Consider the following 24,167-nt stretch of genomic DNA (forward strand, 5'->3'; position numbering starts at 1 on the left):
TCAGTTCGCTTTCTTGGGCGGTGTCGGGGCAAATGCATCCGGCAGGGGCGCTACCGGAACCCCGTCATCCTTGAGGGACTTGCTCTCCTCGGCGGAGGTCTCCCCATAGATCAGCCGTTCCGGCTTCTCGCCCTCATGCATGGCCCGGGCTTCGGAGGCGAATTCATCGCCGACATAGTCGTAATTGTCCCGGATATGCGCGCGAACTTTCGAGGCCATCTGCTTGACCTGCTCCTCCGGCGAGGCTTCGCGCTTGCGCGAGGTCCGCACCGCAGGCGCCATCAGCGCCTTGCGCACTTCCAGCGAGCCGCAATGCGGGCATTCAACCAGATTGCGAGCGACCTGGTCGTCATAGGATGCCGAATTGGAGAACCAGGCTTCGAATTCATGGTCCTGGTCGCAAAGCAGGGCGTATTTGATCATCGTATCAATCTCTCGCGAAACGCTGCCTGGAGCGTTAACTCGCGATCATGCTCCAGCGCAGGGATCCGCCGGCGTGCCTCGGCCACTTTTCGCAGATCCAGATCGGCGTGCAAGATACCAGGTTCCGCATGCTCCAGCTGGGCGACGATCTCGCCCCACGGGCCAACGATCATCGAATGCCCCCAGGTCTTGCGCCCATCCTCGTGCAGCCCGCCCTGGGCGGGTGCGATGACATAGCTGCCGGTCTCTATCGCCCGGGCGCGCAACAGGACCTCCCAGTGCGCCCGCCCGGTCGGACGGGTAAAGGCCGCCGGCACGGAGATGATCTCCGCCCCCGCCTTTGCCAGCGCCCGGTAAAGATAGGCAAAGCGCACATCATAACAGATGGACAGCCCCAGCCGGGCCTCGCCCAGATCGGTCACGCTGAGCGTCTCACCGGCCTGATAGTTTGCGCTCTCGCGATAAGTCTCGCCCTGGCCCAGGCCGACATCGAACATGTGCGCCTTGTCATATCGCGCCAGGACCTCGCCCTCGGGCCCAAACAGGAAAGAGCGATTGGCGGCCTTGCGCTCGCCCAGCCATATGGCCAGCGAACCGATCAACAGCGTGATACCCAGCTCTTTCGCCAGCGCCGAGAAAGCCGGGATGGCAGGCTCATCTGCCTCGGGCTTCATGACGGCAAAGGCCTGATCGGCATCCTTCTGCACCAGATGAGTTGTCTCCGGCGTCGCGATAAACTCCGCGCCCTCCGCGGCAGCCCGACGGATCATCTCGCAGGCCGTCTCGATATTGGCCTGCGGGTCGATACCCGAACGCATCTGGATAAGGGCGCAGCGCATGGATCAGAGATCCGCAGCGAGCATGGCGTCGAGCTTGCCGGCACGTTCCAGCGCCATCATGTCGTCGCATCCACCAATGTGAGTATCGCCGACAAAGATCTGCGGGAAGGTACGGCTGCCATTGGACTTCTCGAACATTTCCCGGCGCGCCGCGGCATTCATGCCGGCGTCGATCTCGGTGAAATCAGCCTTCTTCTCTTTCAACAGCGCGACAGCGCGGGCGCAGTAACCGCACATCGAGCGCGTATAGATCGTGACTTGGGACATAGAATTCTCCTTTGCTCCCTAAATAGTCAGATCTGTTTCTCTTACAACTCGGCAAAGTGTCACGACGTCCACACGCCCTGATCCAGATCGCTTGAGCAGACTGGCGCAGGCATTCACCGTTGCCCCAGTGGTGAGCACATCATCGACCAGCAGGATATCCTGGCCCTCAAGCTTACCGGTCAGTTCAAACGCGCCTGACACATTGCGCTTGCGCGAGCGGGCGCCCTGACCCGCCTGGCTGGGCGTCGCCTTCCGGCGCAGGAGAAGATCCGGCTCGAAACCCAACCCCGCCTGCCGCGCCATCGCCCGGGCCAGAAGTCCCGCCTGGTTGTAACGACGCTTCATCAGGCGTTTCCAGTGCAGCGGCACGGGCAAAATCAAGGCCCCATCCTGGACCTGTCGGCCGATACTCATCCACATCCAGCGCGCGAAACGCTCCACACTCTCGCGCCGGTCAGCATGTTTGAGCGGCAGAACAAGATCCCGCGACACCTCGTCATAAACCAGTGGCGCACGGGCCCGGTCATAATATGGTGGTCTGGCGATGCAGCTGGCACAAAACCTACCCGTGACATCGGCTCCGCCAAACGGGTAGTCAAAAGGCAGCCCGCAGGTCCTGCACAGCGGGTCGGCGACAAATCGCAGGCGGGACCAGGCCTCTGCCGCCAGCTCGCCATGTGCCCGCACCGGCTGGTGAGACACGGGGCATAGCGGTGGCCAGATCAGATTCTGGGCTTCACTCAATACTGCACGCCACGGCGCCGACATCTTCATATCGCCGGCAAAGAGGGTATATGCACAGGCATGACCGATCTTCCTCCCCAGCTGTTCGACCGCGCATTGCTGAAACACCGCCGCAACCGCGCAGCGGGCAATCTATCGCATTACAGCTTCCTCGCGAAGCGGGCTTTTGACGACATGCTGGATCGGGTGGAGAGCATTACCCGCGATTTCGACCGTGCCCTCATCCTGGGGGGTGGGCCGGATCTGCGCGAGGAGCTCGCCCAGCGCTCGGCAGCCGGAAAGATTGGCTGGCTGGCCCAGAGCGATCTGGCACCTGCAGTGGCTGCGCGGCTTGGCCACCCGGCCCTCGCCATCGATGAGGAATACCTGCCGGTCGCCGAACATTCGCTGGACCTGGTCCTGGCGCCGATGAACCTGCACTGGACCAACGACCTGCCCGGCGTGCTGGTCCAGATCAACCGCGCCTTGAAACCGGACGGATTTTTCGCCGGAGCCCTGTTCGGTGGCGCCTCGCTGACCGAGCTTCGCCAGTCACTGATGACCGCCGAGAGCGAACTGACCGGCGGTGCCAGCGCCCGCGTCTCTCCCCTCGCTGGGACCTTCGACATGGCGGCTCTGCTACAGCGCGCAGGCTTTGCCATGCCCGTCGCAGACATCGATCGTGTCACCGTGCGTTATGACAATGTTTTCAAGTTGATGCACGATCTCCGTGGAATGGGCGAAACGAATATTCTCGCCGAGCGCAGCCGTAAGCCGGCGACACGCGCCCTGATGATGCGAACAGCCGAAATCTACGCAGACCGTTTTGCGGACGCGGATGGGCGGATTCGGGCAAGTTTCGAGATCGTGCATTTTGGCGGCTGGGCGCCGCACCCCGACCAGCCCCGGGCCAAGCGTCCGGGCTCGGCCACGACACGACTGGCGGACGCGCTGGGCGTCAAGGAACATTCGGCCGGTGAAAAGGCGGGTGGTTAGAAAGCGCCGCCAGCGTCCGTGAACATGGTCATCACCGCCGGTCCGATCAGCATGAGCGCTGCCACTCCGGCAATGGAAATCAGCACTGCGATCAGTGAATACTCGATCGCCGAACCACCGTGTTCGCAAGCCAGGAATTTGCGCATCAACTGTCTCATAACCGGTCCCTTATTTCCGCTGCCAGCGGCATGTCAGCAGCCGGCATGGGGTATTTGCGGAGGTTTTCCTTGCGGACCCAGGCCAGTTCCTGGCCTTCATTGGGTTGCGGGAAACCATCCCAAGTACGGCACAGGAAGAGCGGCATGACGATGTGGAAATCGTCATAAGGGTGCGAAACGAATGCGAAGGGATGCAGGCATCTCTCACAGGGCTCAACACTCAATTCCTCTCTCAGCTCGCGGATCGCGGCCTGTTCCGGCGTTTCTCCGGGCTCGATCTTGCCGCCCGGAAACTCCCACAGCCCCGCCATGGGTTTGCCCTCGGGACGTCGTGTGAGCAGGATGCGGCCATCCGCATCGAGCAAGGCACACGCAACAACGTAGAGGACCTTTTTGGGGCCTTGGTCATTCATTATGGGCAATCTCCCTTAAAGACCGGTGCAGAAACACGGTTAATCAAGCCTTATTCAGGCGTCTCGGCAGGGTTGGGATCGGATACATCCCTGCCCTCAACCTCCGCCGGAGCGGGTTGGATGATCGTGATTTCGGCCCCGTCCCGCAGCTCGACCAGCAATTCATTGATGCGCTCGAACATCCGGATCTCGACGATACGCTGCTGCAGCGTCTCGAACGAAGGCGCGGGTTGGCGACGACGATCGACAACGGTCAGCAAATGCCAGCCGAATTCCGTCTCGAAGGGACGCGAAACCTCGCCGACCGGGGTGGCAAAAGCCACCTCGCCAAAAACACTGGAAACACCCGAGCGCGTGAAATAGCCCAGACTGCCACCATCCAGTCGCGTGGCGTGATCCAGGCTGATCCGAACAGCCAGATCAGCGAAATCCTCACCCGCATCGAGCAGCGCCCGGGCTGCGTCGGCCTGCTCCCGGGTCTCCACGAGAATGTGGCGCGCCATGATTTCGTCGTCACGCGGGACCATGCGCACCTGTTCCTGGTAGATACGCTCGATCATTTCCGGCGAAGTCGCTTCGTCGATCTCGCTCTCCAGCAGGACATTGCCCAGGATCTGCTCCTCGGCCTGGGCCATGCGGCGGCGCGCTTCCGGGCTGCGGTGCAGGCCGCGGCTGCGCGCTTCGAGTGCCAGCAGTTTCTGGTCCACCAGTTCGCCAACCACCGCGTCAAAAACTTCCGTACCGCGCTCCGGCATTGCGGCCAGATCGTAATCACGCGCCTGGAATTCTCGATGCACATCGGACAGCCGGATCATGCTGTCATTGACCCGGGCGATCACCGGATCGATCTCGTCGGGCTGGACGATCTCGCTCTCGCTGACAATTTCCTCGGTCGTTTGCCGGGGCTCAGGACCGCACGCGCTCAGCGACGCAACCAGTAGCAGTGCGGCTGAAACCGAAGAAAAGGTCGAAATTTTCATCACTTACCGCCCCGTAACAAAGACTGATAGCCGCGCCGATTGATTGACACACACTCGCCCCATCCTTAAGTCAGCTCAAGGTTTCAAAGCAATGCTAGTGTTAGTGCCACTTCTTGCAGATCCGTGGTAGGGAGCGCTGGCCCTTTTATATAGTTCGCAAAGCACAAACTCATGCTGTCCATCGTCCGCAAACTTTTCGGCACCGCAAATGATCGTCTCATCCGTCGCATGAAACCGACGGTAGAGAAAATCAATGCTCTAGAGCCGGACTTTCAATCTCTGTCCGACGACGAGCTCAAGGCCAAGACCCAGGAGTTCCGGGACCGTCTGGAAAAGGGCGAAAAGCTCGACGACCTGTTGCCGGAAGCGTTCGCAACGGTTCGGGAAGGCGCCAAGCGCGCACTCGGCCTGCGTCACTATGATGTCCAGATGATGGGCGGCATGGTCCTCAATCAGGGCTCGATCGCCGAGATGAAGACCGGTGAGGGCAAGACCCTCGTCGCGACCCTCGCCTGTTACCTCAACGCCTTGCCAGGCAAGGGTGTGCATGTCGTCACGGTCAACGACTACCTGGCCCAGCGCGATGCCGAATGGATGGGCAAGGTCTACGCCCAGCTGGGCATGACAACCGGCGTGATCACCAATGGCATGCAGAAGGATGAGCGTCGCGACGCCTATGCCTGTGACATCACCTACGGCACCAATAACGAGCTCGGCTTCGACTATCTGCGCGACAACATGGAACATTCCACGGAAAACATGGTGCAGCGCGGTCACGCCTACGCCATCGTGGACGAGGTCGATTCAATCCTGGTCGACGAGGCGCGTACGCCGCTGATCATCTCCGGCCCGACCGAGGACAAGACCGAGTTCTACCTCAAGATCAACGAACTCATTCCGCTTCTGGGCGATGAGTGTTTCGAGATCGACGAGAAGGCCCGCTCCATCCTGCTGACGGAAGAGGGTAATGAAGAGATCGAGCGCATCCTGAAAGAGCGCGAGATGATCGCCGAGGATGCGGACCTCTATGACGTCGACAACGTCATGGTCGTGCACCACGTCAACCAAGCGATGAAGGCCCACAAGCTGTTCAATCGCGACAAAGATTACATCATCAAGGACAATGCCGTTGTCCTGATTGATGAGTTCACCGGCCGCATGATGCCGGGCCGCCGCCTGTCCGAAGGCCTGCACCAGGCCATCGAGGCCAAGGAAGGCGCCCAGATCCAGCCGGAAAACCAGACCCTGGCCTCGATCACCTTCCAGAACTATTTCCGCCTCTACGGCAAGCTGTCCGGCATGACCGGTACAGCGGCGACCGAGGCCGAGGAATTTCACGACATCTACAAGCTTGGTGTTGTTGAAATCCCGACCAATCGTCCGATTGCCCGTATCGACAATGAGGACGAGGTCTACCGGACCTATGAGGAAAAATACGCCTCCATCATCGACGATATCGTCGATTGCCAGGAGCGCGGCCAGCCCGTCCTCGTCGGTACGGTCTCCATCGAGAAGTCGGAACAGCTCTCCATGCTGCTGAGCGACAAGGCGAGCTTCCGCAAGGCGCTGGGCCATCTCTACCCGAAGGACGAAAAATCCGTCGAGGAATTCAGGAAGACCGGTCGTCCGGATGCCCGTCCGCTGCCGGAAATGCTCAAGCTTATCCCGATTGATCACCAGGTCCTCAACGCCCGCTACCACGAGCAGGAAGCCCTGATCGTCGCGGAAGCCGGTGTTCCCGGGGCAGTGACCATCGCCACCAACATGGCTGGCCGTGGTACCGATATCCAGCTCGGCGGCAATGTCGAGATGCGCCTGTCCGGCTGGCAGACCGAAATGGAAAAGGCCGGCAAGGCTCTCACCGAGGCCGAAATTGCCGAACAGCGCGAGAAGATCGTGGCTGACATTGCGTCCAAGAAGGAAACCGCGCTCAATGCCGGCGGTCTTTATGTTCTCGCGACCGAACGCCACGAGAGCCGCCGTATCGATAACCAGCTGCGTGGTCGTACCGGCCGCCAGGGTGATCCGGGTCGCTCAAAATTCTTCATTTCCGTCCAGGACGACCTGCTGCGCATCTTCGCGCCGGAACGTCTTGACGGTATCATGCGCACGCTGGGCATGAAGGAAGGCGAGGCCATCCAGCACCCGTGGATGTCCAAGGCCCTGGAAACCTCGCAGCGCAAGGTCGAACAACGCAATTTCGACATCCGCAAGAACGTCCTCAAATACGACGACGTGATGAATGACCAGCGCAAGGCGATCTTTGAACAACGCATTGAATTCATGACAGCGGACGATGTCTCTGACGTTATCAGCGACATGCGCCACCAGACGCTTGAGGACATGGTGGAGCGCCACATCCCGCCGAAAGCCTATGCGGACTCCTGGGACATCCAGGGCCTGAACGAGGAGTTCAGCAAGACGTTCGGCTTTGAACAGCCGATCAAGGAGTGGGCGCAGGAAGACGGTATTGCCGACGAGGAGATCCTGGAGCGTCTGAGCGCGGAAGCCGACAAGGTCTACGCTTCAAAAGCGGAAGAGGCCGGGCCGGATCTGATGCGTACAATCGAGAAACGCTTCCTTCTGAGCGCGATCGATCTCAACTGGCGCGAACACCTTCAGGGCCTCGACGCAATGCGTTCCATGATTGGCCTGCGTTCGTATGCCCAGCGCAACCCGCTGAACGAGTTCAAGACTGAAGCCTTCACCATGTTCGAACGCATGATGGATGGACTTCGTTCCGAAGTAACTGCGCGTCTGATGATGGTCCGTTTCGAGCGTGCACCGGCACCGCCACAACCGCCGCAGGGTCTGACCGAGACGCATATCGATCCACGCACCGGCCGCAACGAGATGGATGGTCCCGGTGGAGCACCCGTCGCTCCGCGCGTCGCGCCGACGCATCGTCGTGCCCCGACGGCACTGGATCCGAACAAGCCGGAGACCTGGGGCCGTGTCGCCCGCAACGCCCCCTGCCCGTGTGGCTCCGGCAAGAAGTACAAACACTGCCACGGTGCCCTCAACAACTAGGTCCGCACCGGCATAGACAATCACAACAGCCGCTCCTTCCGGGGCGGCTGTTTTGTTTGTTCCGTCATCTCCAGCCGGAGAAAGTTCGCGCGCAAACGGCGCAAGTGTTGATTCACCGTTTCCTTTGCCCCACAACACCTTCTGCAAGGTTTCGGGGGGGGGACCCAAGGAAGAATGCATCAGGGTCGATCGCATACGCAATTTTGGCCCCTGCCACGGGGCCGGTTCTGGGATCGAGTCTTCGCCTTCGCCAAATTCATCAAGAATAATGGGCGCTTGCCATCTCGCCAGATGCGCTTGAACGACGTGCTCTACCGGATGAAGACTGACAGGGCCTTTCCGACGCCCCAGCAGGTGCTGACCGCAGACAAGGAATTGGCCAAGGCGTATGTCGCCGAGCGTGTGGGCCGCGAGCACACTGTGCCGACCCTGGCTATCCTGCGAACGCCGGAAGAGGTCCACAACTTTGACTATCCCGAGGTCTGTGTGATCAAGGCGACGCATTCGAGTGGCAAATTCTATATCCGCTACAAGGGTGACCCCATCGATCCGGCGATGATCGCTTCCTGGCTGGATGATGATTTCTATATGCGCAGCCGCGAGGCCCAGTACCGCCCATTGGAGCGCAAGATCATCGTCGAACCCCTGGTTTTCAACCGGGAGGACCCGGAAGATTTCCGATTTTTCTGTTTCAAGGGGAAAGTGCGGGCGATCCTGCATGAACCGAACCACTCCAAGGACCTCGCGCGCTTTTACACCAGACGGTGGGAACCGCTGGATTGCTCACTGGGCATGCCGGTTCTCAACTCAACCCGACCCGCTCCCGACTGCCTGGAGCCGCTTCTGCGCGATGTCGAACGCCTGGCGAGGGATTTCTATTTCGTCCGCATCGATGTGTTCTGCAGGAGAGACGAATACGTGTTCGGGGAGTTGACCCATATTCACGGCAACGCGTCCGAACAATTCCACCCCGCAGAGGCAGAACAGGAAATGTCACGGCTGATGTTTCAGGGGGCTTCAGCGGAGAATCTGACGCATGCATCGAGGCCCGCACATGCCCCACGATCCAGCCGTCCGGGCTTCAAGACGCGTCTACGGAACGTGCTGTTCCACCTTCTGCCGGCTTCCGGTTTCGGGGACTGGCTGGCTGGGACGCTCAAATTCGTGTGGACCCAGGGCCGCCTGCCACGCGACCAGATGCTGTTCAACGATGTGCTCTACCGTATCAAGACCGATGGCACCCTGCGCGATGCCTTGCGCAAGCGCACGACGGACAAGGTCGAGGCCAAGTCCTATATCGCCCAGCTGGCAGGACAGCAGCATGTCGTGCCAACTCTGGCGGTGCTGAACACGGCAGACGAGATCCGCAGTTTCGACTTCCCGCCGATCTGCGTGGTCAAGCCGGCACATTCCAGCCAGCACGTGATCCTGCGCACAGGCGGCGAAGAGATCGACCGCGAGGAGATCGTGGGCTGGCTCGACGAGGACTATTACCGGATCAGCCGGGAAGCGAACTATCAGGGACTGCCGCCGCGCATTATTGTCGAGACCCTGATCTTTGGTCAGACCGAGCCTACCGATTACAAGATCTTCTGCCATCGCGGCGAGCCTCGCATGATCCAGTGTGATCTGGATCGCCAGACCCGGCACACACGCCAGCTGTTCGACACGGCGTGGAATCGCCTGCCGTTCTCGCTGTGTTACGAGGGCACCGACCAGGATCATCCTTGCCCGGCCAATCTGGACGCGCTGCTTGATCTGGCAGGGCGACTGGCCCAGCCGTTCGAATTCGTGCGCGTTGACCTCTATACTGACGGGACCGCCATTCTTGTTGGCGAGATCACGCACTGCCACGGCAGTGCCAGTGAAGCCTTCATCCCCCGCTCGGCCGAGCAGCAAGCCTCGCGCCTGATTTTTGGAGCCAAACGCCCGTGACCGCCCCCAAACTCCGCCCGGCCCGTACCGGCGAGGAAGACCAGCTCTCCGAACTCTGCCTCAAGTCCAAGGCGGTCTGGGGATATGATGCCGAATTCATGGACGCCGTCGCGCCGCATCTGCGTGTCACCGCCGAGGCCATCCGCGAAGGCCGTGCCACGGTTGCCGAGAGCGAGGATGGCGAAGTTCTGGGCGTCTGCCAGATCGAGCCGGGCAGTGATCACGGCTCGCTGGACCTGCTTTTCATCTCGCCCACCGCGATCGGCCAGGGTGTTGGCCAGCTCCTGTTCGAACACGCCAAGGATCTGCTGCGTGCCCGCGGCGAGACGGTCATGACGATCCTGTCCGATCCCTATGCCGAACCGGCCTATCTTCACATGGGCGCCAAACGGGTCGCCATGCGCCCGTCCGACGTGTTCAAGGGGCGGGAATTGCCCTGGCTTGAAATCACGCTGTAGCGCCTTGCGGACAGGCAGTAGCCGGCTCTGTGGGAACAGAACCGGCTACCTGGGATGCAATGGAGTTTGAGGGCTGTCATCGCATCCGTCCCTGGAATGCGCTTGGACTAGAAGTCGGTGATGGAACTCACCGATACAGAGTTGCCGATGGCGGCTGCGGTTGCCGAGACATCACCGCTCACATCCGCAATCGTCGCGTTCGCAACAGCGCCGGTATAGGCATTGTTCAACTGCGTGGAATTGATGTTCACATCAGCCGTATTCGGCAGTGTGGAAACGCTGAGCGAGTTGGAGATCGCCGCCGTCGTCGAAGTGACATCGCCCGCAACATCCTCAACACCAACGTTGGAATAGGCGCGCGGGTCGATATTCGTGGTCTGGTAGTTATTGACATTCGCCCAGTCGGTGGACTCGATCTGGAACGAGGCGGAGTTTGCAATTGCCGCCGACGTCAGGGCGACCTCGCCCGTCACGTTCTCGACATGACCATTCAGTTCGGATACGGCATCACCACGGAAAAACTGGCGATTGTTCAGGTTGGCGCCCGAACCGGCGACTTCAACAGACAGCGAGTTACCGATCGCAGCGGCCGTACCGCTTACATCTCCGGCGACACCGTCAACACCGATATTGAGGTCCGCATCGAAATTGCCAATGGCGGCCTGGTAGTTGTTGACGGATGCATAATCACCTTCGGCAGCAATGCTGGCGGAGTTTCCAATGGCAGCCGCCGTCGTTGAGACATTGCCAGTCACACCGTCGATGTCAGCGTTCAGTTCCGCCGCCGCACCGCGGATCGTGTACTGCGCATTGCGGATCTGGGCGTCACCGGCCACATCCGCGGAGAAGGAATTGTTGATCGCCGCAGCGGTCAACGAGACCTCACCATTGATGTTCTCGATGTCGGAGTTGAGCTGCGCACGCGCCTGTGCCCAGTTTGACTGAACATTGTTGATCGTGCGGTCCTGGGCGACCGCTGTTCCAGCGAAAGCAGCAAGGGCGAGTGCGGACGCGGCGTACTTATAAAGAGTCTTGGTTGTCATGTGTGGATCCTTCCAACTTGATGTTCGCCGAACCCCCGTCCGGCAGCACCTGGAAAGTCGCAATTGACGGCCCACCCAATTCGTAACCGATACGTTAAGCTTTACTGGGGGTTAAAATACTTCATCGTATTAAAAACAAATACGAATTTTGCCCGCAATCATCGGCCGTCGAGGAAATGGTTAAAAAGATCAAGTTTTCGCGGCAAAATTAACTCAAATTTCGGCACACAATATTTTAATTTGTTTCATTCGGGCACATCGTTTGGTTGATCAAGTCTTAAGATTTCGATCGTGCCAATTTGAACTGTTTCATATTTTTCCCACTCAATTCATAGCCGTAATAAGAATATTCAACTCGCGCACCAGGCGACAAAATCTGTAGAATTTTATCTATCTCGGCTTATTCTCAGGTGAATATTTACGAAGACTTAACCTTAACGAAATATCGCGAAATCACTCAACTGGTTGTTTTTATTAAAAATTGAATCAAATTACAGTGCGGACGCTCTCCTGCTGGCCCCCTCGTTGCAGCGTGGTGGTCAAGTTTTTATTTTGGAGCGCAAAATGAGTTACCCACTATATTATATAGCTCTTGTGGGCGCCCTGGCCGCCAGCATGCCTGCGAACGCCCAGTCGAACGCGCAACAGGGCACACCGCAGACCCAGCCCTATGGCATGAATGCCGGCGACGCCTCGCGCCCCTACACGCCACCGGCCCGGGACGAGAACGGCAATCGCATTGTCATAAACGGCCAGGTGATCGGGTCCGGTACATCCAATCCGGCGCGCCGCTCCGGCAGCATCGCCAGCCCGGGCGGATCCACCCTGCCGAACTCCACGCTGGGTGCAGCCGGTGTCACGGCCGTCAGCATCGGTAACAGCGTCTCGATCAACGGCACGTTTGGCAGCACGATCATCATCAACCAGACCAATAACGCATCGCAGACGGTCAATGTGAATGGTACCGAACAGGACGGGGGGAACTGAGATGTCGCGATTGATCGCCCCGCTGCTCAGCGCGCTCACCCTTTCGGCCTGCGCCACAAGCATTGACCCGAACGAGCCGGTCGCCCATGTCCAGCCCTTGTCGGGGAGCCCGGTGATGGAAGTCACCAGCGACTACAGCGCCGCCCTGCAATGCCTGTCAGATTATGCACGCGCTCAGCCCTATCCGGCACCGCGTGTTGCGGTAGGTCACATCTCTGACCTTACCGGAGCAGAAGACTATCTATCGGGTCGTCGCCTGACGCAGGGTGCAACGCTGATGGCAATTACAGCGACGTCGGAAGCCGGCATGCGTCTGGTTGAGCGTTTCGACATGGGCGTGGTCCAGGTCGAGCTGGACTATGCCCAGAGCGGTCTGCTGCGCGATGCGCCAAATGTCCTGCGCACGGTTCAACAGGGACAAATGGAGGGCGCCGATCTTTATCTCGTAGGCGGTATCACCGAGTTCAATCCGAATATCCGCTCCAGCGGCACCAATGCCTTCGCCAATACCAGCGGAGAAACCGGTGGCGCCCTGGCTGTCGGTGGCAGCGACTATGTCGTCGATGTCGGCATCGACCTGCGCCTGATTGATGTCCGCTCTACCGAAGTCCTCGCCGTCCGCTCCCTGCGCAAGCAGATCCGCGGCCGAGAGGTTGAGGCCGGTATTTACGCCTTCCTTGATGGCACCGTGCTGGATATCGGCGGCGGCGAACGGGCACTGGAACCGGTTCAGACCGCTGTACGCAGCATGATCGACCGCGCAGTCTTCGAGTTCATGGGCATGCTCTATGATCTGGAATCGGGATCCTGCGTGGGGGGCCAGCCCGCCATCGCGATCCAGCGCCAGACCGCGGCGGCTGCGCCTGCCGCGCAGCCCGCTCCACAACAGCAACAAATGGCCAACACCGCAGCGCCGGTGCAGACCCAATTGCCCGAGGCACAATTGCCGCCCGCCAACGGGTATGGCCTGCACATCGCATCGCAGCACACCGTCTGGCAGGCCAACCAGGACTGGCGTGAGCTGCGGGTCATGTATGCCGATGTCCTGGCCGGACGCGACGCACGGATCACCCGTCTGCAAACGCCGGATCGCGGTGTCGTCTTCCGACTGCTTGCTGGCAGCTGGCAAAACGAGACCGAGGCTTCCGGCGCCTGCGAACAGATCCGCGCGCGCGGCGGGGATTGCCGTGTCACCGCCTATCAGGGATTGCCGGTCATGCGATCCTAGGCAGTAGCGACCTCAGGTTTGCGATCGATGGCGAGCCCTAGAAGCCGTCAGTCGCTATGGTGAGCGAGTTGCCAATCGCAGCCGCCGTGGCTGCCACATCATCACCGATCGCCCCGACACGTATGTCGGCAACCGCGCCGACATAAGCCGTATTGCCCTGTGCCAGGCTGGCATCCATTTGGGACAACCTGGGCAGCGAGTTGGCGGAGAACGAGTTGCCGATGGCCGCTGCGGTTACATCTACGTCATCTTCAACCTTGCGAACGATAGAGCTGAGCTCCGCGAAACGCGCACCTGTATTGGTTTGTTCCGCATCTATACCAACCCGGCGCACTCGTTCGAGATCCAAACTCGCCGAATTACCAATGGCCGCCGTCGTAAGGCTAACATCCTCTCCGACCCGCGATATCCGGGCATACATCTCGGCAGTCGAAGGCGCGCGAGCGACCTGTTCAATCCCCAGCTCAGCACGCCGAATCCGGTTCACCGAGACTGATGCGGAATTGCTCAGTGCCGCACTGGTGCCGGCAACATCGCCGCCAACACGCTGCAGCTGATACAGGTTCAGATCGGCCAGCGTCGCACCGTCAGCAACCTGGTTGACCTCAACGTCCGACCGACGACGCCTTGCGGCGCGGACCGCGCCATCCAGGTCGACTGAAAGCGAGTTGCCGATCGCTGCGGCCGTCGAGGAAACACTCTCCCCCACACCAACGACAGAGATATCGCTGATCGCAGAAGCACCCTGTCGCGCAATCTGGGAGACATCGAGCCCCACACTTCGGTTGAGCGAGACTGAGGCCGAGTTGTTGATGGCCGCAGTCGTCAAATCGACATTTTCGCCTATCCGCCGTATGCCGGCATTCAACTCGGCACGCGTGTAAGCCCAACTATCCTGTGTGGCATCGACATTGCGCGATTGCGCGTGCGCACCGCCAGCATCCAACAAAAAAACTCCAGCCAGTACCAAGAGCGCGACTTTTCGGGCGTTCCGCATTTCGCTTTCCCCTTTTTTCAAGTTTAACGACGCTCGATAGACCTCAAAATTGAGCCCGGTCTCGGGGGAGGGTGGCGAGCTGAACAAAATCGATTAAATTCAACGCCTTGAAGTATATGTTTGGCGCCCCCTTCCACTCCCCAGAATGGCCGCCAACTCATATCGCATCGGTTCGCTTGCAAATTGCGAGGCGGCCATTTGGCGAAATGCGAACAACACTCCAGCACTCAACGTTATCGCAGCGCACCCACACAAACCAAGCCATTGTTTTAAATGTATTTTTATGAATCAAAAGCACTGGAGCAACGATCGGACCTGCTCATGCACCCTCCTGATTGAAGGTCTTAGGAGGAAACATGTTCGCAACCAATGCTCTGTTACTATCCGCATGCTTGGCGCTCGGGTCTTCGGCCGCCGCTCAGGTTTCTGCTGGCCATCCGCAGACCGAGCCCTGGGCTCAAATGATGCGAGTCTATGAAGCGCCCTTCCATCCCTACGCGAGAGACGCATCCAACAATCGCATCATCATCAACGGCGAGGCGGTCACGCTCCGCTCGCCGGGGGGACTATCGCACCATTCCCATCGCCTGCCCTCACCGGGGGAGCATATCGCGCTTCGGGGTCCCCGGGCGATCGCCGTAGGCAATTCCGTCAACATCACCGGAGCTGTGTTCAGCACAATCGTCATCCACCAGATCAATTCCGGAGACCAAAACGCCACCGTTGTGAACCACCACCAAGGACGCTCCGATGACGATCAACCCAATCCGTAATATCCTGGCCAGCGCCTTTGGAGCAGGGCTGATTGCAGGCTGTGCATCGACCATCGACCCCAATCGCCCTGTTGCCCATGTTACGCCGCTTCAAGGCAGCGAAATCGTCGGCGCGGACACCGAATACACACAGCGCCTGGCCTGTTTGGCTGGTTTTGTAGGTCAACAGACTTTTGAAGCGCCGCGCGTTTCGGTAGGCCATATCAACGACCTCACCGGAACGCACGACTATTTTAATGGCCGCCGGCTGACACAAGGCGCGACGCTGATGGCCATGACCGCGATCGGGCAGTCCGGACTAAGATTGGTCGAGCGCTATGACATGGGCATTCCCCAGGTCGAACTTGAACTGTCCCAGTCCGGGCTGGTGCGAGACGCTCCGGACCAGCTGCGCCGGATCGAGCAGGGCCAGATCCAGGGGTCTGACCTTTACCTCGTCGGCGGCATTACCGAATACAATCCCAACATCAGATCCGGCGGCAATAATGCGTTCGCCAATACGGCAGACCGTGATGGCATCGGCGTGACCTTGCGCAACAGCGATTACATCATCGATGTGGGCATTGATCTGAGATTGATTGATGTGCGCTCGACTGAAGTCGTCAGCATCCGGGCATTTCGCAAGCAGATCCGCGGTCGAGAAGTCGAGGCCGGCGTTTTTGCTTTCCTCGATGGCTCAATCATCGATATTGGCGGCGGGGAAAGAGCACTTGAACCCGTACAGACCGCGGTGCGCTCGATGATCGATCGTGCCGTCTGGGAATTTGTTCTGGAGCTCTACAATCTGCCCGAAACCTATTGTGATCGACAGTACGCTTCCTACGCTGAAACCCGTTCTGTCCCGACCTCCGCCGGCTCATATTCCCCAGGCCCAAGGTCGGCCGCGTCGTATGATCTGGATGTCGCTCCACACCCGCACTTCGCGATACACCTGGCGTCGTATGGTTCTCAAACAGCGGCGCGCTACGGATGGCTTGAATTCAGATATCGATATCCCGAGCTGCTCGGGCAACGTTCAGCACGCCTCACAACAATCTCTCGAGACGCCATTGAGCCCTTTCATCGGCTGCAAGCGGGGGCATGGCCAACACGCGGCGCAGCCGAACGGGCATGCAGAATACTACATAGGGACGGTTCATATTGTGAAGTGACCGAGCTGGCGGGCGAGCCGCTAGGCTAGCCCGCCTCGGCTTCCAGACGACCGATGGCCAGGAAGCGCTCGCGGCGTTTCTGGCGCAGGGCTGCGGCGTCCAGACCGTCCATCTTGGCCAGGTTGGACTCGATCGCATCACCCACGGCGCGCATGGTCGCGGTCACGTGGCGGTGCGCTCCACCGATGGGTTCGGGGATGATCTGGTCGACGATCTTCAGGCCCAGAAGGTCCGGGCCGGTGATCTTCATGGCGACAGCCGCATCCTTGGCACGAGCGCTGTCCTTCCACAGGATCGAGGCACAGCCTTCCGGCGAAATCACCGAATAGATGGAGTGTTCCAGCATCATGACGACGTTGGCACTGGCCAGGGCCACAGCACCACCAGAACCACCCTCACCCGTAATGACCGAGATCAGCGGCGTACCCAGCGACAGGCAGCGCTCGGTGGAGCGGGCAATGGCTTCCGCCTGGCCACGCTCTTCAGCGCCCAGGCCCGGATAGGCACCGGCCGTATCGACAAATGTCAGAACAGGCAGGTTGAACTTCTCGGCCATGTCCATCAGGCGGATCGCCTTGCGATAACCTTCCGGACGCGCCATGCCGAAATTGTGCTTCAGACGGCTCTCGGTGTCGTGACCCTTTTCATGGCCCATGACGACAACGGAACGCCCGCGGAAACGGCCCAGACCACCGACAATGGCATTGTCCTCGGAGAAACGGCGGTCACCGCACAGCTCCTCGAAATCCTCGATCAGCGCGGCGCGGTAGTCACGGAAATGCGGACGCTCGGGATGGCGCGCGACCTGGGTCTTGCGCCACGGGTCCAGCTTTCCATAAATCGCTGCGAGCTGTTCTTCCGCCTTCTGACGAAGCCTGGCGGTCTCTTCAGCCGTGTCCGGCGCATCATCACCGGAAGCGCGCGAAATACTCTCCAGCTCTTCGATCTTGGCTTCAAGCTCGGCGAGCGGACGTTCGAAATCGAGATAGGTACGGGTCGGATCAGACATTTAGTGCCACTGTCCTGAACACTGCAAAAGAGCCCGCAAACTAACCAGACCCGACGGGTGTCACAAGAGCGCAATACGGCTGGGGTGCAGGGGAAGCGAACAGGGTTTGCGGAGTGGACGGGTGTTTACGGAATTTCGCTCGGGCGGCGAGACGACAATCCTTCCCACCGGAAAGGTGTCCTTCGTAGCCTTGGCGAAGAAGGACGGAGGTTCGCTCGCTGCGCTCGCCCCCTTCGACCTCGCCTACGCCAAGGCTTCGGCGAGCCCACTTCCCCATGAATGGGGAAGATCACCTCACCCCCTTTTTGCCAGCGGGTGGGCCGAGTTGACGAGTTGTTTCAGACGTTCGTCCAGCACATGGGTATAGATCTGGGTGGTCGAGACATCGGCATGTCCCAGCAGCACCTGTACACTGCGCAGATCCGCGCCGCGACTGAGCAGGTGGGTGGCAAAGGCGTGGCGCAGGACGTGCGGCGAGATCCCGGACGGATCCAGCCCCGCTGCGATGGCGAGCTCACGCAGGATCTGAGCGAAACGCTCGCGGGTCATATGCCCCTGCCTGGACGTCGCCGAGGGAAAGAGAAACTTCCCGGCCCGGCTCCTGTTCTCTTCCGCCTTGGGCAGGTGTGCGGCGCGCACGGCCTTGTAGGCCTCGACCGCCTCCAGTGCGGACAGGGTCATCGGCACCAGCCTCTCCTTGTTGCCCTTGCCCTTCACAAAGATCATGCGCTCGCCCGTGGCGAACGCCTGGAGGGGCAGGCTGACCAGTTCGGTCACACGCAATCCGCCCGCATAAAGCACTTCCATCAGCGCCCGGGTGCGCAATCCTGCCGCGTCGGTTTTTGCAGAACAGGCGGCAAACAGGCGATCAACATCGGCCTCGGCGAGAACTTTGGGCAGGCTGCGACCCTGTTTGGGTCCGCTCAGCGCGTGGCAGGGATCATCCGCGCGAATGCCTTCGGAGAGCAGGAAACGGTAGAAGCGTTTCAGGGCGGACAGTCGCCGCGCCGCTGTGGCGGGTGACAGGCCGTCTGCGCGCAGGTCCGCGAGCACACGCTCGATATCCGCTGTTGCGGCCTTGTCCAGATCCACACCTCGCGCGGCCATGCGCGCGGCAGCATCGTCCAGATCGCGGCGATAGGCATCCAGCGTGTTCTGCGCCGCTCCACGTTCGGCGGCCATCATGTCGAGGAACAAACCTATCGAGGTCTGGCTCATGAGGATCGCTGGATCAATCTTTCAAGCACCAGCTCAAGCATGGCCCGGCGCAGTCCCAGCTCGTTGAGAACCGGTGCCGTGCGCGCCATGGTATCGACATCCTGCGAAGCGTTGAGCGCAGCAACGGCAAACAGGCCGGCCTCGGCACGGGCACCAACAGCAGCCGCCTCTTCCATCGCCAGCACATAGGGCGAGACCGTTTCCGGCTCGCGACCGGCAAGGCGTCCGCGCAGGTTTTCAACCGCCGGAGCACCGAGGCGCTGCAGGGCAATGACATCGGCCAGCACCGTATCGCCATGACGTTCCAGATAGGCAGCCAGCAGGGCTTCCATGGACGGCGTTTCGACCCGGTCTTCCGCCAGCGCCATCGCCAGTTGAACGGCCACGATCTGGTCCGCGGATGCCGGTGTCCATTCCGACGCCACCTCTGCGCCCTCGAGTGCCTCACCCGCCACATCGGGTTTGCCCGGGAGCTCGCCCGGCATCATGTCCGGGGCCGGCGGGCCATCGACCATACCGTTGAGCCAGCGACGTGCCGTGCGGATATCTCCGGCGAGGACAGCGGCCATGGCGAAACGTTCGGCATGGACCAGCGTGTCAGCATCGACCTGGATGCTGGACACATCGGAGCCATAGAGGCGCAGCCCGTCGAGCGGGTCCGCCTCGTCCGTCATCAGCAGGTTCAGCGCTGTTGCGGCGGCGGCATTGTCGCCGGGTGTCGCAAGCACGGAGATCAGCGCGATCCGGCGCTGATGCCCGTCCAGTGTCTCGGCACGGGCGAGTTCAGCTTGCGGATCATCTGTCTGCAGGAAATTGGGCAGGCGCGGCTCGCCGACCGCATTGACCAGCCAGACCGGTGTACCTTCCGCAAACGGAACGCCCGCGCTCTGATCAGCCGCCGTGACACGATAGAGCGCCATGTCGACAGCACTGTCGACGGCCGGCATCTCGTCCTCGATCATCTGCCCCAGCGTGAAGGCAAAGAACATCCGGTTATAGTCCGGATCGGGCTCGATCGTATCGGCCAGTTCAGCCGTCAGCTCGGCAGCCGAGTTCTGGCCTTCCGCGGCCATGCACAGGGCGCGAACCCGCACCCAATAGGCGCTGTCGCGTTCATCCAGCAGGGCGCGCGCGGTGTAACAAGCCCGTTCCACATTATCGGTGGCGAAACCCAGATCTGTGTGCAGGCGCGCCAGTTCCGGACTGCGATTGAGATTTGGGGTACGCTCGAGCAGGTCGAACCCGTCATAGGCCCCGCCCGCAGCCAGCAGACGGTCGGCGCGCAGGGCCGCCAGGCTGGTCTCTCCGCGGGCACCAGATGGCGGATAACCACCCGAGACCAGAATCGCCCGCGACATTTCGGCCAGCGCACTGGAAGCATATCCCTCGCTGTCGGCTGCAGGCAGCTGGCTGAGCGCGGTCCGGGCCAGCATGGCCGTCGTGCCGTCCCACAGCGTCATATCGAAAATGGCGCCGGGAAGTCCGACTTCCATCGGGTCCAGGGCGTCCAGGCTCTGAACCTCGATATCATCCTGCGCAAAGGCATTGGAGCCCAGCGCGAGGACCAGCAGGCTAGCGCGGAAAATCATCATCCAACTCTACTCTGACTTCTTCACGAGTGGGCTCCATGCCGTTGGCGATCAGAACCAGCGCGCCGAAACCTGTCATAACAAGCACCGCAACGACCGCAAAACCGATCAGAAAACCCCGCATGAATATCCCCTCGTGTCCTGGCGTGACCGGCATGGTCACTGCAAACTCTTCGGCGCAAGAGCCTAACCGCGATTGCGGCGATTTCCAGACGCTTTATACCAAAGATATGAGTTTGCAGTGCGCGCCGGATAAAACCATCACCCTCATTGGCCTTATGGGTGTGGGAAAAACAACCGTTGGCCGCCGCCTGGCACAGGCGCTGGATCTGCCGTTCCGCGATGCCGATGAAGAGATCGAACGCGCCGCTGGCCGTTCAGTCAGCGAGATTTTTGCCGATTTCGGCGAGGCCGGCTTTCGCGAGGGCGAACGCAAGGTCATCGCCCGTCTGCTGCAGGAACCGCCCATGGTGCTGGCGCTGGGTGGCGGTGCCTTTGTCGATCCCGATACGCGCGCGCTGATCAAGGCCCATGCGACCTCGATCTGGCTGACAGCTGATGTCGACACGCTGGTCGCACGTGTGAAACGCCGGGATACCCGCCCACTGCTGCGGGGCAAGAACCCCAGAACCGTGTTGGGCGAGCTGCTCGGCAAGCGCACGCCGGCCTATGCCGAGGCCGATCTGCACGTCGATGCGGGCGGGAGCTCCCACCAGGGAACCCTTGACCGTATCGTCGAAGCGCTCAAAACCTTGAATCAGAACAATGTCTGATCTGATCACCGTCGAGATTCCCCTCGGGGAGCGCAGCTATAATGTCGTCATCGGCCCGGAAGCGCTGATGACGGTGTCTCCGCTTGTCGCCGAGATGATGCAGCGTGGCCGGGCGATCATCGTGACGGACGAGATTGTCGCCCAGCACCACCTGGCCGGTGTCAAAACCCTCCTGACGGCCCAGGGACTCACCGTGGAAACCATCACCATGCCACCGGGTGAAACGAGCAAGAGTTTCGCCGGCCTGGAAGGTGTGGTGAGCCGCCTGCTCGATCTCAATGTTGACCGCAACGAGACCATCATCGCCCTGGGCGGCGGGGTCATTGGCGACCTGGCGGGATTTGCAGCGGCCGTGACCAAGCGCGGGGTAAATTTCATCCAGATCCCGACGACGCTGCTGTCGCAAGTCGACAGCTCGGTGGGCGGAAAGACCGGTATCAATACCGGTCACGGCAAGAATTTTGTGGGCGCCTTCCACCAACCCCGGATGGTCGTCGCTGATCTCGGCCTGCTAACCACCCTGCCTGACCGCGAACTGCTGTCGGGATATGCGGAGATCGTGAAAGCAGCGCTGATCGATGACGCCAGGCTCTTTGACTTGCTGGAAAAGATCGGCGTGCAGGTGTTTGACAGCCGCGCGCTATCACAGGCCATCGCTGCCGCCGTCGCCTTCAAGGCCCGCATTGTCGCCGAGGACGAACAGGAACGCGGCCGCCGCGCCCTGCTCAATCTGGGCCACACCTTCGGACACGCGTTCGAGGCCGAGGCGCCCAAGGATGTTATCCGTCATGGCGAGGCCGTGGCAGCCGGCATGGCGCTGGCGTTTGAATACTCGGTGCAGCTGGGCGTCTGCCCGGCAGAGGATGCCGCGCGGGTTATCGCGCACCTGGACGATATCGGCCTGCCCAGCGCAGCCGGAAAGCTCGCTCACACGGAGTGGGATGCGCGGCGGCTGGTTGCCCGCATGCGCGACGACAAGAAAAACCAGGACGGGCGTATCACACTCATCCTCGCGCGCGGCATCGGAAACGCCTACATTGAAACCAATGTGGACGAGACGGATCTCGTCGCCTTTCTGGAGACAAAGCTCAAATGAGCATTGACTGGAGTCTGGTCGGACCAGCACTCATGATTGTCGGACTGCTGTGCCTGTCCGCTTTCTTTTCGGGATCGGAAACGTCCCTTACCGCGACGTCGCGTGCGCGAATGCTGCAGCTGGAGAAGGATGGAACACCCGCCGCCGGCCGGGTCAACCGGTTGATATCAGACGGGGAAAGCCTGCTCGGATCGATCCTGCTTGGCAATAATCTGGTCAATATCGCCGCCTCGATGATCGTCGGACAATTGTTCGAACGCATGCTGGGCGGCAATGCCATTCTCTGGGCCACCCTGGTGATGACCTTCCTGGTTCTGATCTTTGCCGAGGTCCTGCCGAAAACCTATGCCCTGTCCAATCCGGACCGGTTCGCGCTGGCGGTCTCGCGCCCCATCCTGCTGGCCGTACGCGTGTTCGCACCAATCGTGGCGGGCGTTCAGTTCATCGTGCGCGGCGTGCTGACCCTGTTTGGCGCCAAGGTTGAAGGCCCGGTCCTGTCGGCCCATGACGAGCTGCGCGGCACCATCGAGCTGCACCACGAGGAAGGCGGCGTGGTCAAGGATGACCGCGACATGCTGGGTGGCGTGCTGGACCTGCGTGACCTGACCGTCGACGACATCATGGTGCACCGCAAATCCATCCTCATGATTGATGCGGATCGCCCGGCCGAGGAGATCGTCTCCACCGCCCTGCACAGCCCGCATACCCGCCTGCCGCTCTACAAGGACGAGCTGGAGAACATCACCGGCGTGCTGCATGTGCGCGATCTTGCCCGGGCCCTGCACGAAGCCGAGGGTGACGCGTCCCAGGTCGATATCAACGCCATTCGCCGCGATCCTTGGTTTGTACCGGAAACCACCGAAGTGCTCGACCAGCTCAACGCCTTCCGCGAAAAGCGCGAGCATTTTGCCCTGGTCGTCGATGAATACGGTGCCCTGATGGGGCTGGTAACACTCGAAGACATTCTCGAGGAGATTGTCGGCACGATCGAGGATGAACACGATATCCAGGTCGAGGGTATTCAAGCGGAAGAAGACGGCACCTGGGTCGTTGATGGCGTCGTCCCAATCCGCGATCTTAACCGTGCGCTCGACTGGGACCTGCCGGACGAGGAAGCTGTGACGGTGGCCGGACTTGTGATCCACGAGGCCCAGACCATCCCGGAACGCGGCCAGGTTTTCCGCTTCCACGGCGTGCGTTTCGAAGTCATCGAACGCCGCCGCAACCAGCTCACCATGCTGCGCGTCTGCCCGAGCCCGGACTAGTCCTGCGACACGTCTTCGGTCTCGAAGCCCTCACCCTCGAAGTATTCCGGACAGGTTCCGCGCGGCGTATCCCCGCGCGGGCCGCCGGCCTCGTCGCGGGTATTGACCAGCAGGTCGCCGAACGCGTCCGCAAAGGACTGGGCGAGATCCTCGCCATCGGATGTGGAGCCGATATCACCGCGCAACAGGGTCAGGGTGCCGCCGCCCGAGGCCAAGTGATTGCGCGCATCATACTGCATCGCCGCGATCTGCTGACCGCTCTCGTCGAGGAGCTCGCCCTCGGCGGCGAGAGCGCCGATACCAATCGGCACACGCGGGTTAAGCGGTCCGGGCACAAAAACGCCGATAATCCCGGAAGCGCCGGCAGCGACCGGATTGGTCGCGTCAAAGCCGGTAATCGTCAGCTCAACCGAGTGGCTGGCGCCTTCTGCATCACTGCGCACCTCGAAACCGCCCCGCGCGAGCCGGCGACACATCGTGCGTGACAGCACCCCAGCGACCCGGTCCAGCCGCTCGGCATCCACGCCCGAGGCCTCGGCCACACCTGCGGCCACGCTTGCACGCTGGAGATAGATGCTGACCACGCCCGCCATGGCCGCGCTGTCAGCATATTCCCGCACCGGCACCAGACCGCGCTCGGCGTCCTGCAGGCGCTCATAGCTGGACAGGGTCTGCACCTGGGCGACATTGCTCGCGCAGGCACCCAGGGTGAGGCAGCCACCGGCCGCAGCAAGCAGGAATTTCAATCGCATATCACCCTCGCAACTCAACAGTTGCGAGCGAAACTAGGCCCTGCCCGCTCAAGGTCAATGAATA

General features: G+C 60.8%; 25 protein-coding genes. 11 read left to right on the forward strand and 14 right to left on the reverse strand.

All coding sequences use genetic code 11. From position 1 onward, the window contains the following. Genes JJ889_RS09590 through JJ889_RS09605 form a run of 4 tightly spaced genes read right to left on the reverse strand, consistent with a single transcriptional unit; the run spans position 1 to position 2,297 of the window. Complete coding sequence (locus tag JJ889_RS09590; RefSeq protein WP_291894330.1) at positions 1-423, reverse strand: DUF1178 family protein; 423 nt, start codon at positions 421-423, stop codon at positions 1-3. Next, entirely contained in the window at positions 420-1,262 is an 843-nt protein-coding gene (locus JJ889_RS09595) for a carbon-nitrogen hydrolase family protein (protein ID WP_291894332.1), read from the reverse strand. The genes JJ889_RS09590 and JJ889_RS09595 overlap by 4 nt, the downstream gene beginning before the upstream one ends. Positions 1,263-1,265: 3 nt before the next feature. Continuing rightward, positions 1,266-1,529, reverse strand: a complete 264-nt coding sequence (gene grxC / locus JJ889_RS09600) for a glutaredoxin 3 (protein ID WP_291894334.1) — start codon at positions 1,527-1,529, stop codon at positions 1,266-1,268. An 18-nt stretch (positions 1,530-1,547) separates the two neighbouring features. Then, positions 1,548-2,297 carry a ComF family protein gene (locus tag JJ889_RS09605; protein ID WP_291894336.1) on the reverse strand — a complete coding sequence of 250 codons (750 nt, stop codon included), beginning with the start codon at positions 2,295-2,297 and terminating at the stop codon, positions 1,548-1,550. Between the two features lie 36 nt (positions 2,298-2,333). Here JJ889_RS09605 and JJ889_RS09610 point away from each other — a divergent pair, with 36 nt between their 5' ends. Next, positions 2,334-3,248, forward strand: coding sequence for a methyltransferase domain-containing protein (locus tag JJ889_RS09610; protein ID WP_291894339.1), 915 nt, complete (start codon positions 2,334-2,336; stop codon positions 3,246-3,248). Here JJ889_RS09610 and JJ889_RS09615 read toward each other — a convergent pair. Genes JJ889_RS09615 through JJ889_RS09625 form a run of 3 tightly spaced genes read right to left on the reverse strand, consistent with a single transcriptional unit; the run spans position 3,245 to position 4,799 of the window. Next, positions 3,245-3,406, reverse strand: a complete 162-nt coding sequence (locus JJ889_RS09615; RefSeq protein WP_291894342.1) for a Flp family type IVb pilin — start codon at positions 3,404-3,406, stop codon at positions 3,245-3,247. The genes JJ889_RS09610 and JJ889_RS09615 overlap by 4 nt on opposite strands. Next, positions 3,403-3,819, reverse strand: coding sequence for an 8-oxo-dGTP diphosphatase MutT (gene mutT, locus JJ889_RS09620; RefSeq protein ID WP_291894344.1), 417 nt, complete (start codon positions 3,817-3,819; stop codon positions 3,403-3,405). The genes JJ889_RS09615 and mutT overlap by 4 nt, the downstream gene beginning before the upstream one ends. A 50-nt stretch (positions 3,820-3,869) precedes the next feature. Continuing rightward, the gene (locus tag JJ889_RS09625; RefSeq protein ID WP_291894347.1) at positions 3,870-4,799 is read right to left on the reverse strand and encodes a peptidylprolyl isomerase; all 930 of its coding nucleotides are present in this window, start codon (positions 4,797-4,799) and stop codon (positions 3,870-3,872) included. Positions 4,800-4,970: 171 nt separating this feature from the next. Between JJ889_RS09625 and secA the strand changes: the two genes are divergently transcribed. The 3 genes from secA (at position 4,971) to JJ889_RS09640 (ending at position 10,222) form a co-directional block, all read left to right on the forward strand. Next, entirely contained in the window at positions 4,971-7,829 is a 2,859-nt protein-coding gene (secA, locus tag JJ889_RS09630) for a preprotein translocase subunit SecA (protein WP_291894351.1), read from the forward strand. Between the two features lie 306 nt (positions 7,830-8,135). Continuing rightward, entirely contained in the window at positions 8,136-9,764 is a 1,629-nt protein-coding gene (locus JJ889_RS09635; RefSeq protein WP_291895189.1) for an ATP-grasp fold amidoligase family protein, read from the forward strand. Continuing rightward, positions 9,761-10,222, forward strand: coding sequence for a GNAT family N-acetyltransferase (locus JJ889_RS09640; RefSeq protein ID WP_291894354.1), 462 nt, complete (start codon positions 9,761-9,763; stop codon positions 10,220-10,222). Before JJ889_RS09635 ends, JJ889_RS09640 begins: the two co-directional genes overlap by 4 nt. 107 nt (positions 10,223-10,329) lie before the next feature. On the opposite strand, the gene JJ889_RS09645 is transcribed toward JJ889_RS09640, so the two are convergent. Continuing rightward, complete coding sequence (locus JJ889_RS09645; protein WP_291894357.1) at positions 10,330-11,265, reverse strand: hypothetical protein; 936 nt, start codon at positions 11,263-11,265, stop codon at positions 10,330-10,332. Between the two features lie 564 nt (positions 11,266-11,829). Between JJ889_RS09645 and JJ889_RS09650 the strand changes: the two genes are divergently transcribed. Both JJ889_RS09650 and JJ889_RS09655 read left to right on the forward strand, forming a co-directional pair. Next, entirely contained in the window at positions 11,830-12,252 is a 423-nt protein-coding gene (locus JJ889_RS09650; protein WP_291894360.1) for a hypothetical protein, read from the forward strand. Between the two features lies 1 nt (position 12,253). Then, positions 12,254-13,480: a CsgG/HfaB family protein gene (locus JJ889_RS09655; RefSeq protein WP_291894363.1), complete on the forward strand. Its 1,227-nt coding sequence runs from the start codon at positions 12,254-12,256 to the stop codon at positions 13,478-13,480. A 37-nt stretch (positions 13,481-13,517) separates the two neighbouring features. Here JJ889_RS09655 and JJ889_RS09660 read toward each other — a convergent pair whose 3' ends face one another. Further along, positions 13,518-14,477 carry a hypothetical protein gene (locus JJ889_RS09660; protein ID WP_291894366.1) on the reverse strand — a complete coding sequence of 320 codons (960 nt, stop codon included), beginning with the start codon at positions 14,475-14,477 and terminating at the stop codon, positions 13,518-13,520. Between the two features lie 356 nt (positions 14,478-14,833). Between JJ889_RS09660 and JJ889_RS09665 the strand changes: the two genes are divergently transcribed. Both JJ889_RS09665 and JJ889_RS09670 read left to right on the forward strand, forming a co-directional pair. After that, positions 14,834-15,250 (forward strand): hypothetical protein, encoded by a 417-nt coding sequence (locus JJ889_RS09665; protein WP_291894369.1) that lies wholly within the window; start codon positions 14,834-14,836, stop codon positions 15,248-15,250. Beyond that, the gene (locus tag JJ889_RS09670) at positions 15,228-16,430 is read left to right on the forward strand and encodes a CsgG/HfaB family protein (protein WP_291894372.1); all 1,203 of its coding nucleotides are present in this window, start codon (positions 15,228-15,230) and stop codon (positions 16,428-16,430) included. Before JJ889_RS09665 ends, JJ889_RS09670 begins: the two co-directional genes overlap by 23 nt. On the opposite strand, the gene JJ889_RS09675 is transcribed toward JJ889_RS09670, so the two are convergent. From JJ889_RS09675 to JJ889_RS09690, 4 genes are all read right to left on the reverse strand, one after another. Then, positions 16,427-17,410, reverse strand: a complete 984-nt coding sequence (locus JJ889_RS09675) for an acetyl-CoA carboxylase carboxyltransferase subunit alpha (RefSeq protein WP_291894376.1) — start codon at positions 17,408-17,410, stop codon at positions 16,427-16,429. The two genes, JJ889_RS09670 and JJ889_RS09675, sit on opposite strands and share 4 nt — an antisense overlap. A 294-nt stretch (positions 17,411-17,704) precedes the next feature. Then, entirely contained in the window at positions 17,705-18,628 is a 924-nt protein-coding gene (xerD, locus tag JJ889_RS09680) for a site-specific tyrosine recombinase XerD (protein ID WP_291894379.1), read from the reverse strand. Continuing rightward, entirely contained in the window at positions 18,625-20,217 is a 1,593-nt protein-coding gene (locus JJ889_RS09685) for a hypothetical protein (RefSeq protein WP_291894382.1), read from the reverse strand. The genes xerD and JJ889_RS09685 overlap by 4 nt, the downstream gene beginning before the upstream one ends. Beyond that, positions 20,201-20,341, reverse strand: coding sequence for a hypothetical protein (locus tag JJ889_RS09690; RefSeq protein WP_291894385.1), 141 nt, complete (start codon positions 20,339-20,341; stop codon positions 20,201-20,203). The genes JJ889_RS09685 and JJ889_RS09690 overlap by 17 nt, the downstream gene beginning before the upstream one ends. A gap of 106 nt (positions 20,342-20,447) precedes the next feature. Between JJ889_RS09690 and JJ889_RS09695 the strand changes: the two genes are divergently transcribed. The 3 genes from JJ889_RS09695 to JJ889_RS09705 are packed head-to-tail and all read left to right on the forward strand — an operon-like array spanning position 20,448 to position 23,351. After that, on the forward strand, positions 20,448-20,990 hold the full coding sequence (locus JJ889_RS09695) for a shikimate kinase (RefSeq protein WP_366940091.1): 543 nt from the start codon (positions 20,448-20,450) through the stop codon (positions 20,988-20,990). Then, a complete protein-coding gene (gene aroB / locus JJ889_RS09700; protein WP_291894390.1) occupies positions 20,983-22,086 on the forward strand; it encodes a 3-dehydroquinate synthase in 1,104 nt (367 codons plus the stop codon). Before JJ889_RS09695 ends, aroB begins: the two co-directional genes overlap by 8 nt. Then, a complete protein-coding gene (locus tag JJ889_RS09705) occupies positions 22,083-23,351 on the forward strand; it encodes an HlyC/CorC family transporter (RefSeq protein ID WP_291894392.1) in 1,269 nt (422 codons plus the stop codon). Before aroB ends, JJ889_RS09705 begins: the two co-directional genes overlap by 4 nt. On the opposite strand, the gene JJ889_RS09710 is transcribed toward JJ889_RS09705, so the two are convergent. Beyond that, positions 23,348-24,103, reverse strand: a complete 756-nt coding sequence (locus tag JJ889_RS09710) for a DUF3313 family protein (protein WP_291894395.1) — start codon at positions 24,101-24,103, stop codon at positions 23,348-23,350. The two genes, JJ889_RS09705 and JJ889_RS09710, sit on opposite strands and share 4 nt — an antisense overlap. Positions 24,104-24,167 lie beyond the last annotated feature (64 nt).

It is taken from the genome of Maricaulis sp. (assembly GCF_017643475.1).
Classification (GTDB): domain Bacteria; phylum Pseudomonadota; class Alphaproteobacteria; order Caulobacterales; family Maricaulaceae; genus Maricaulis.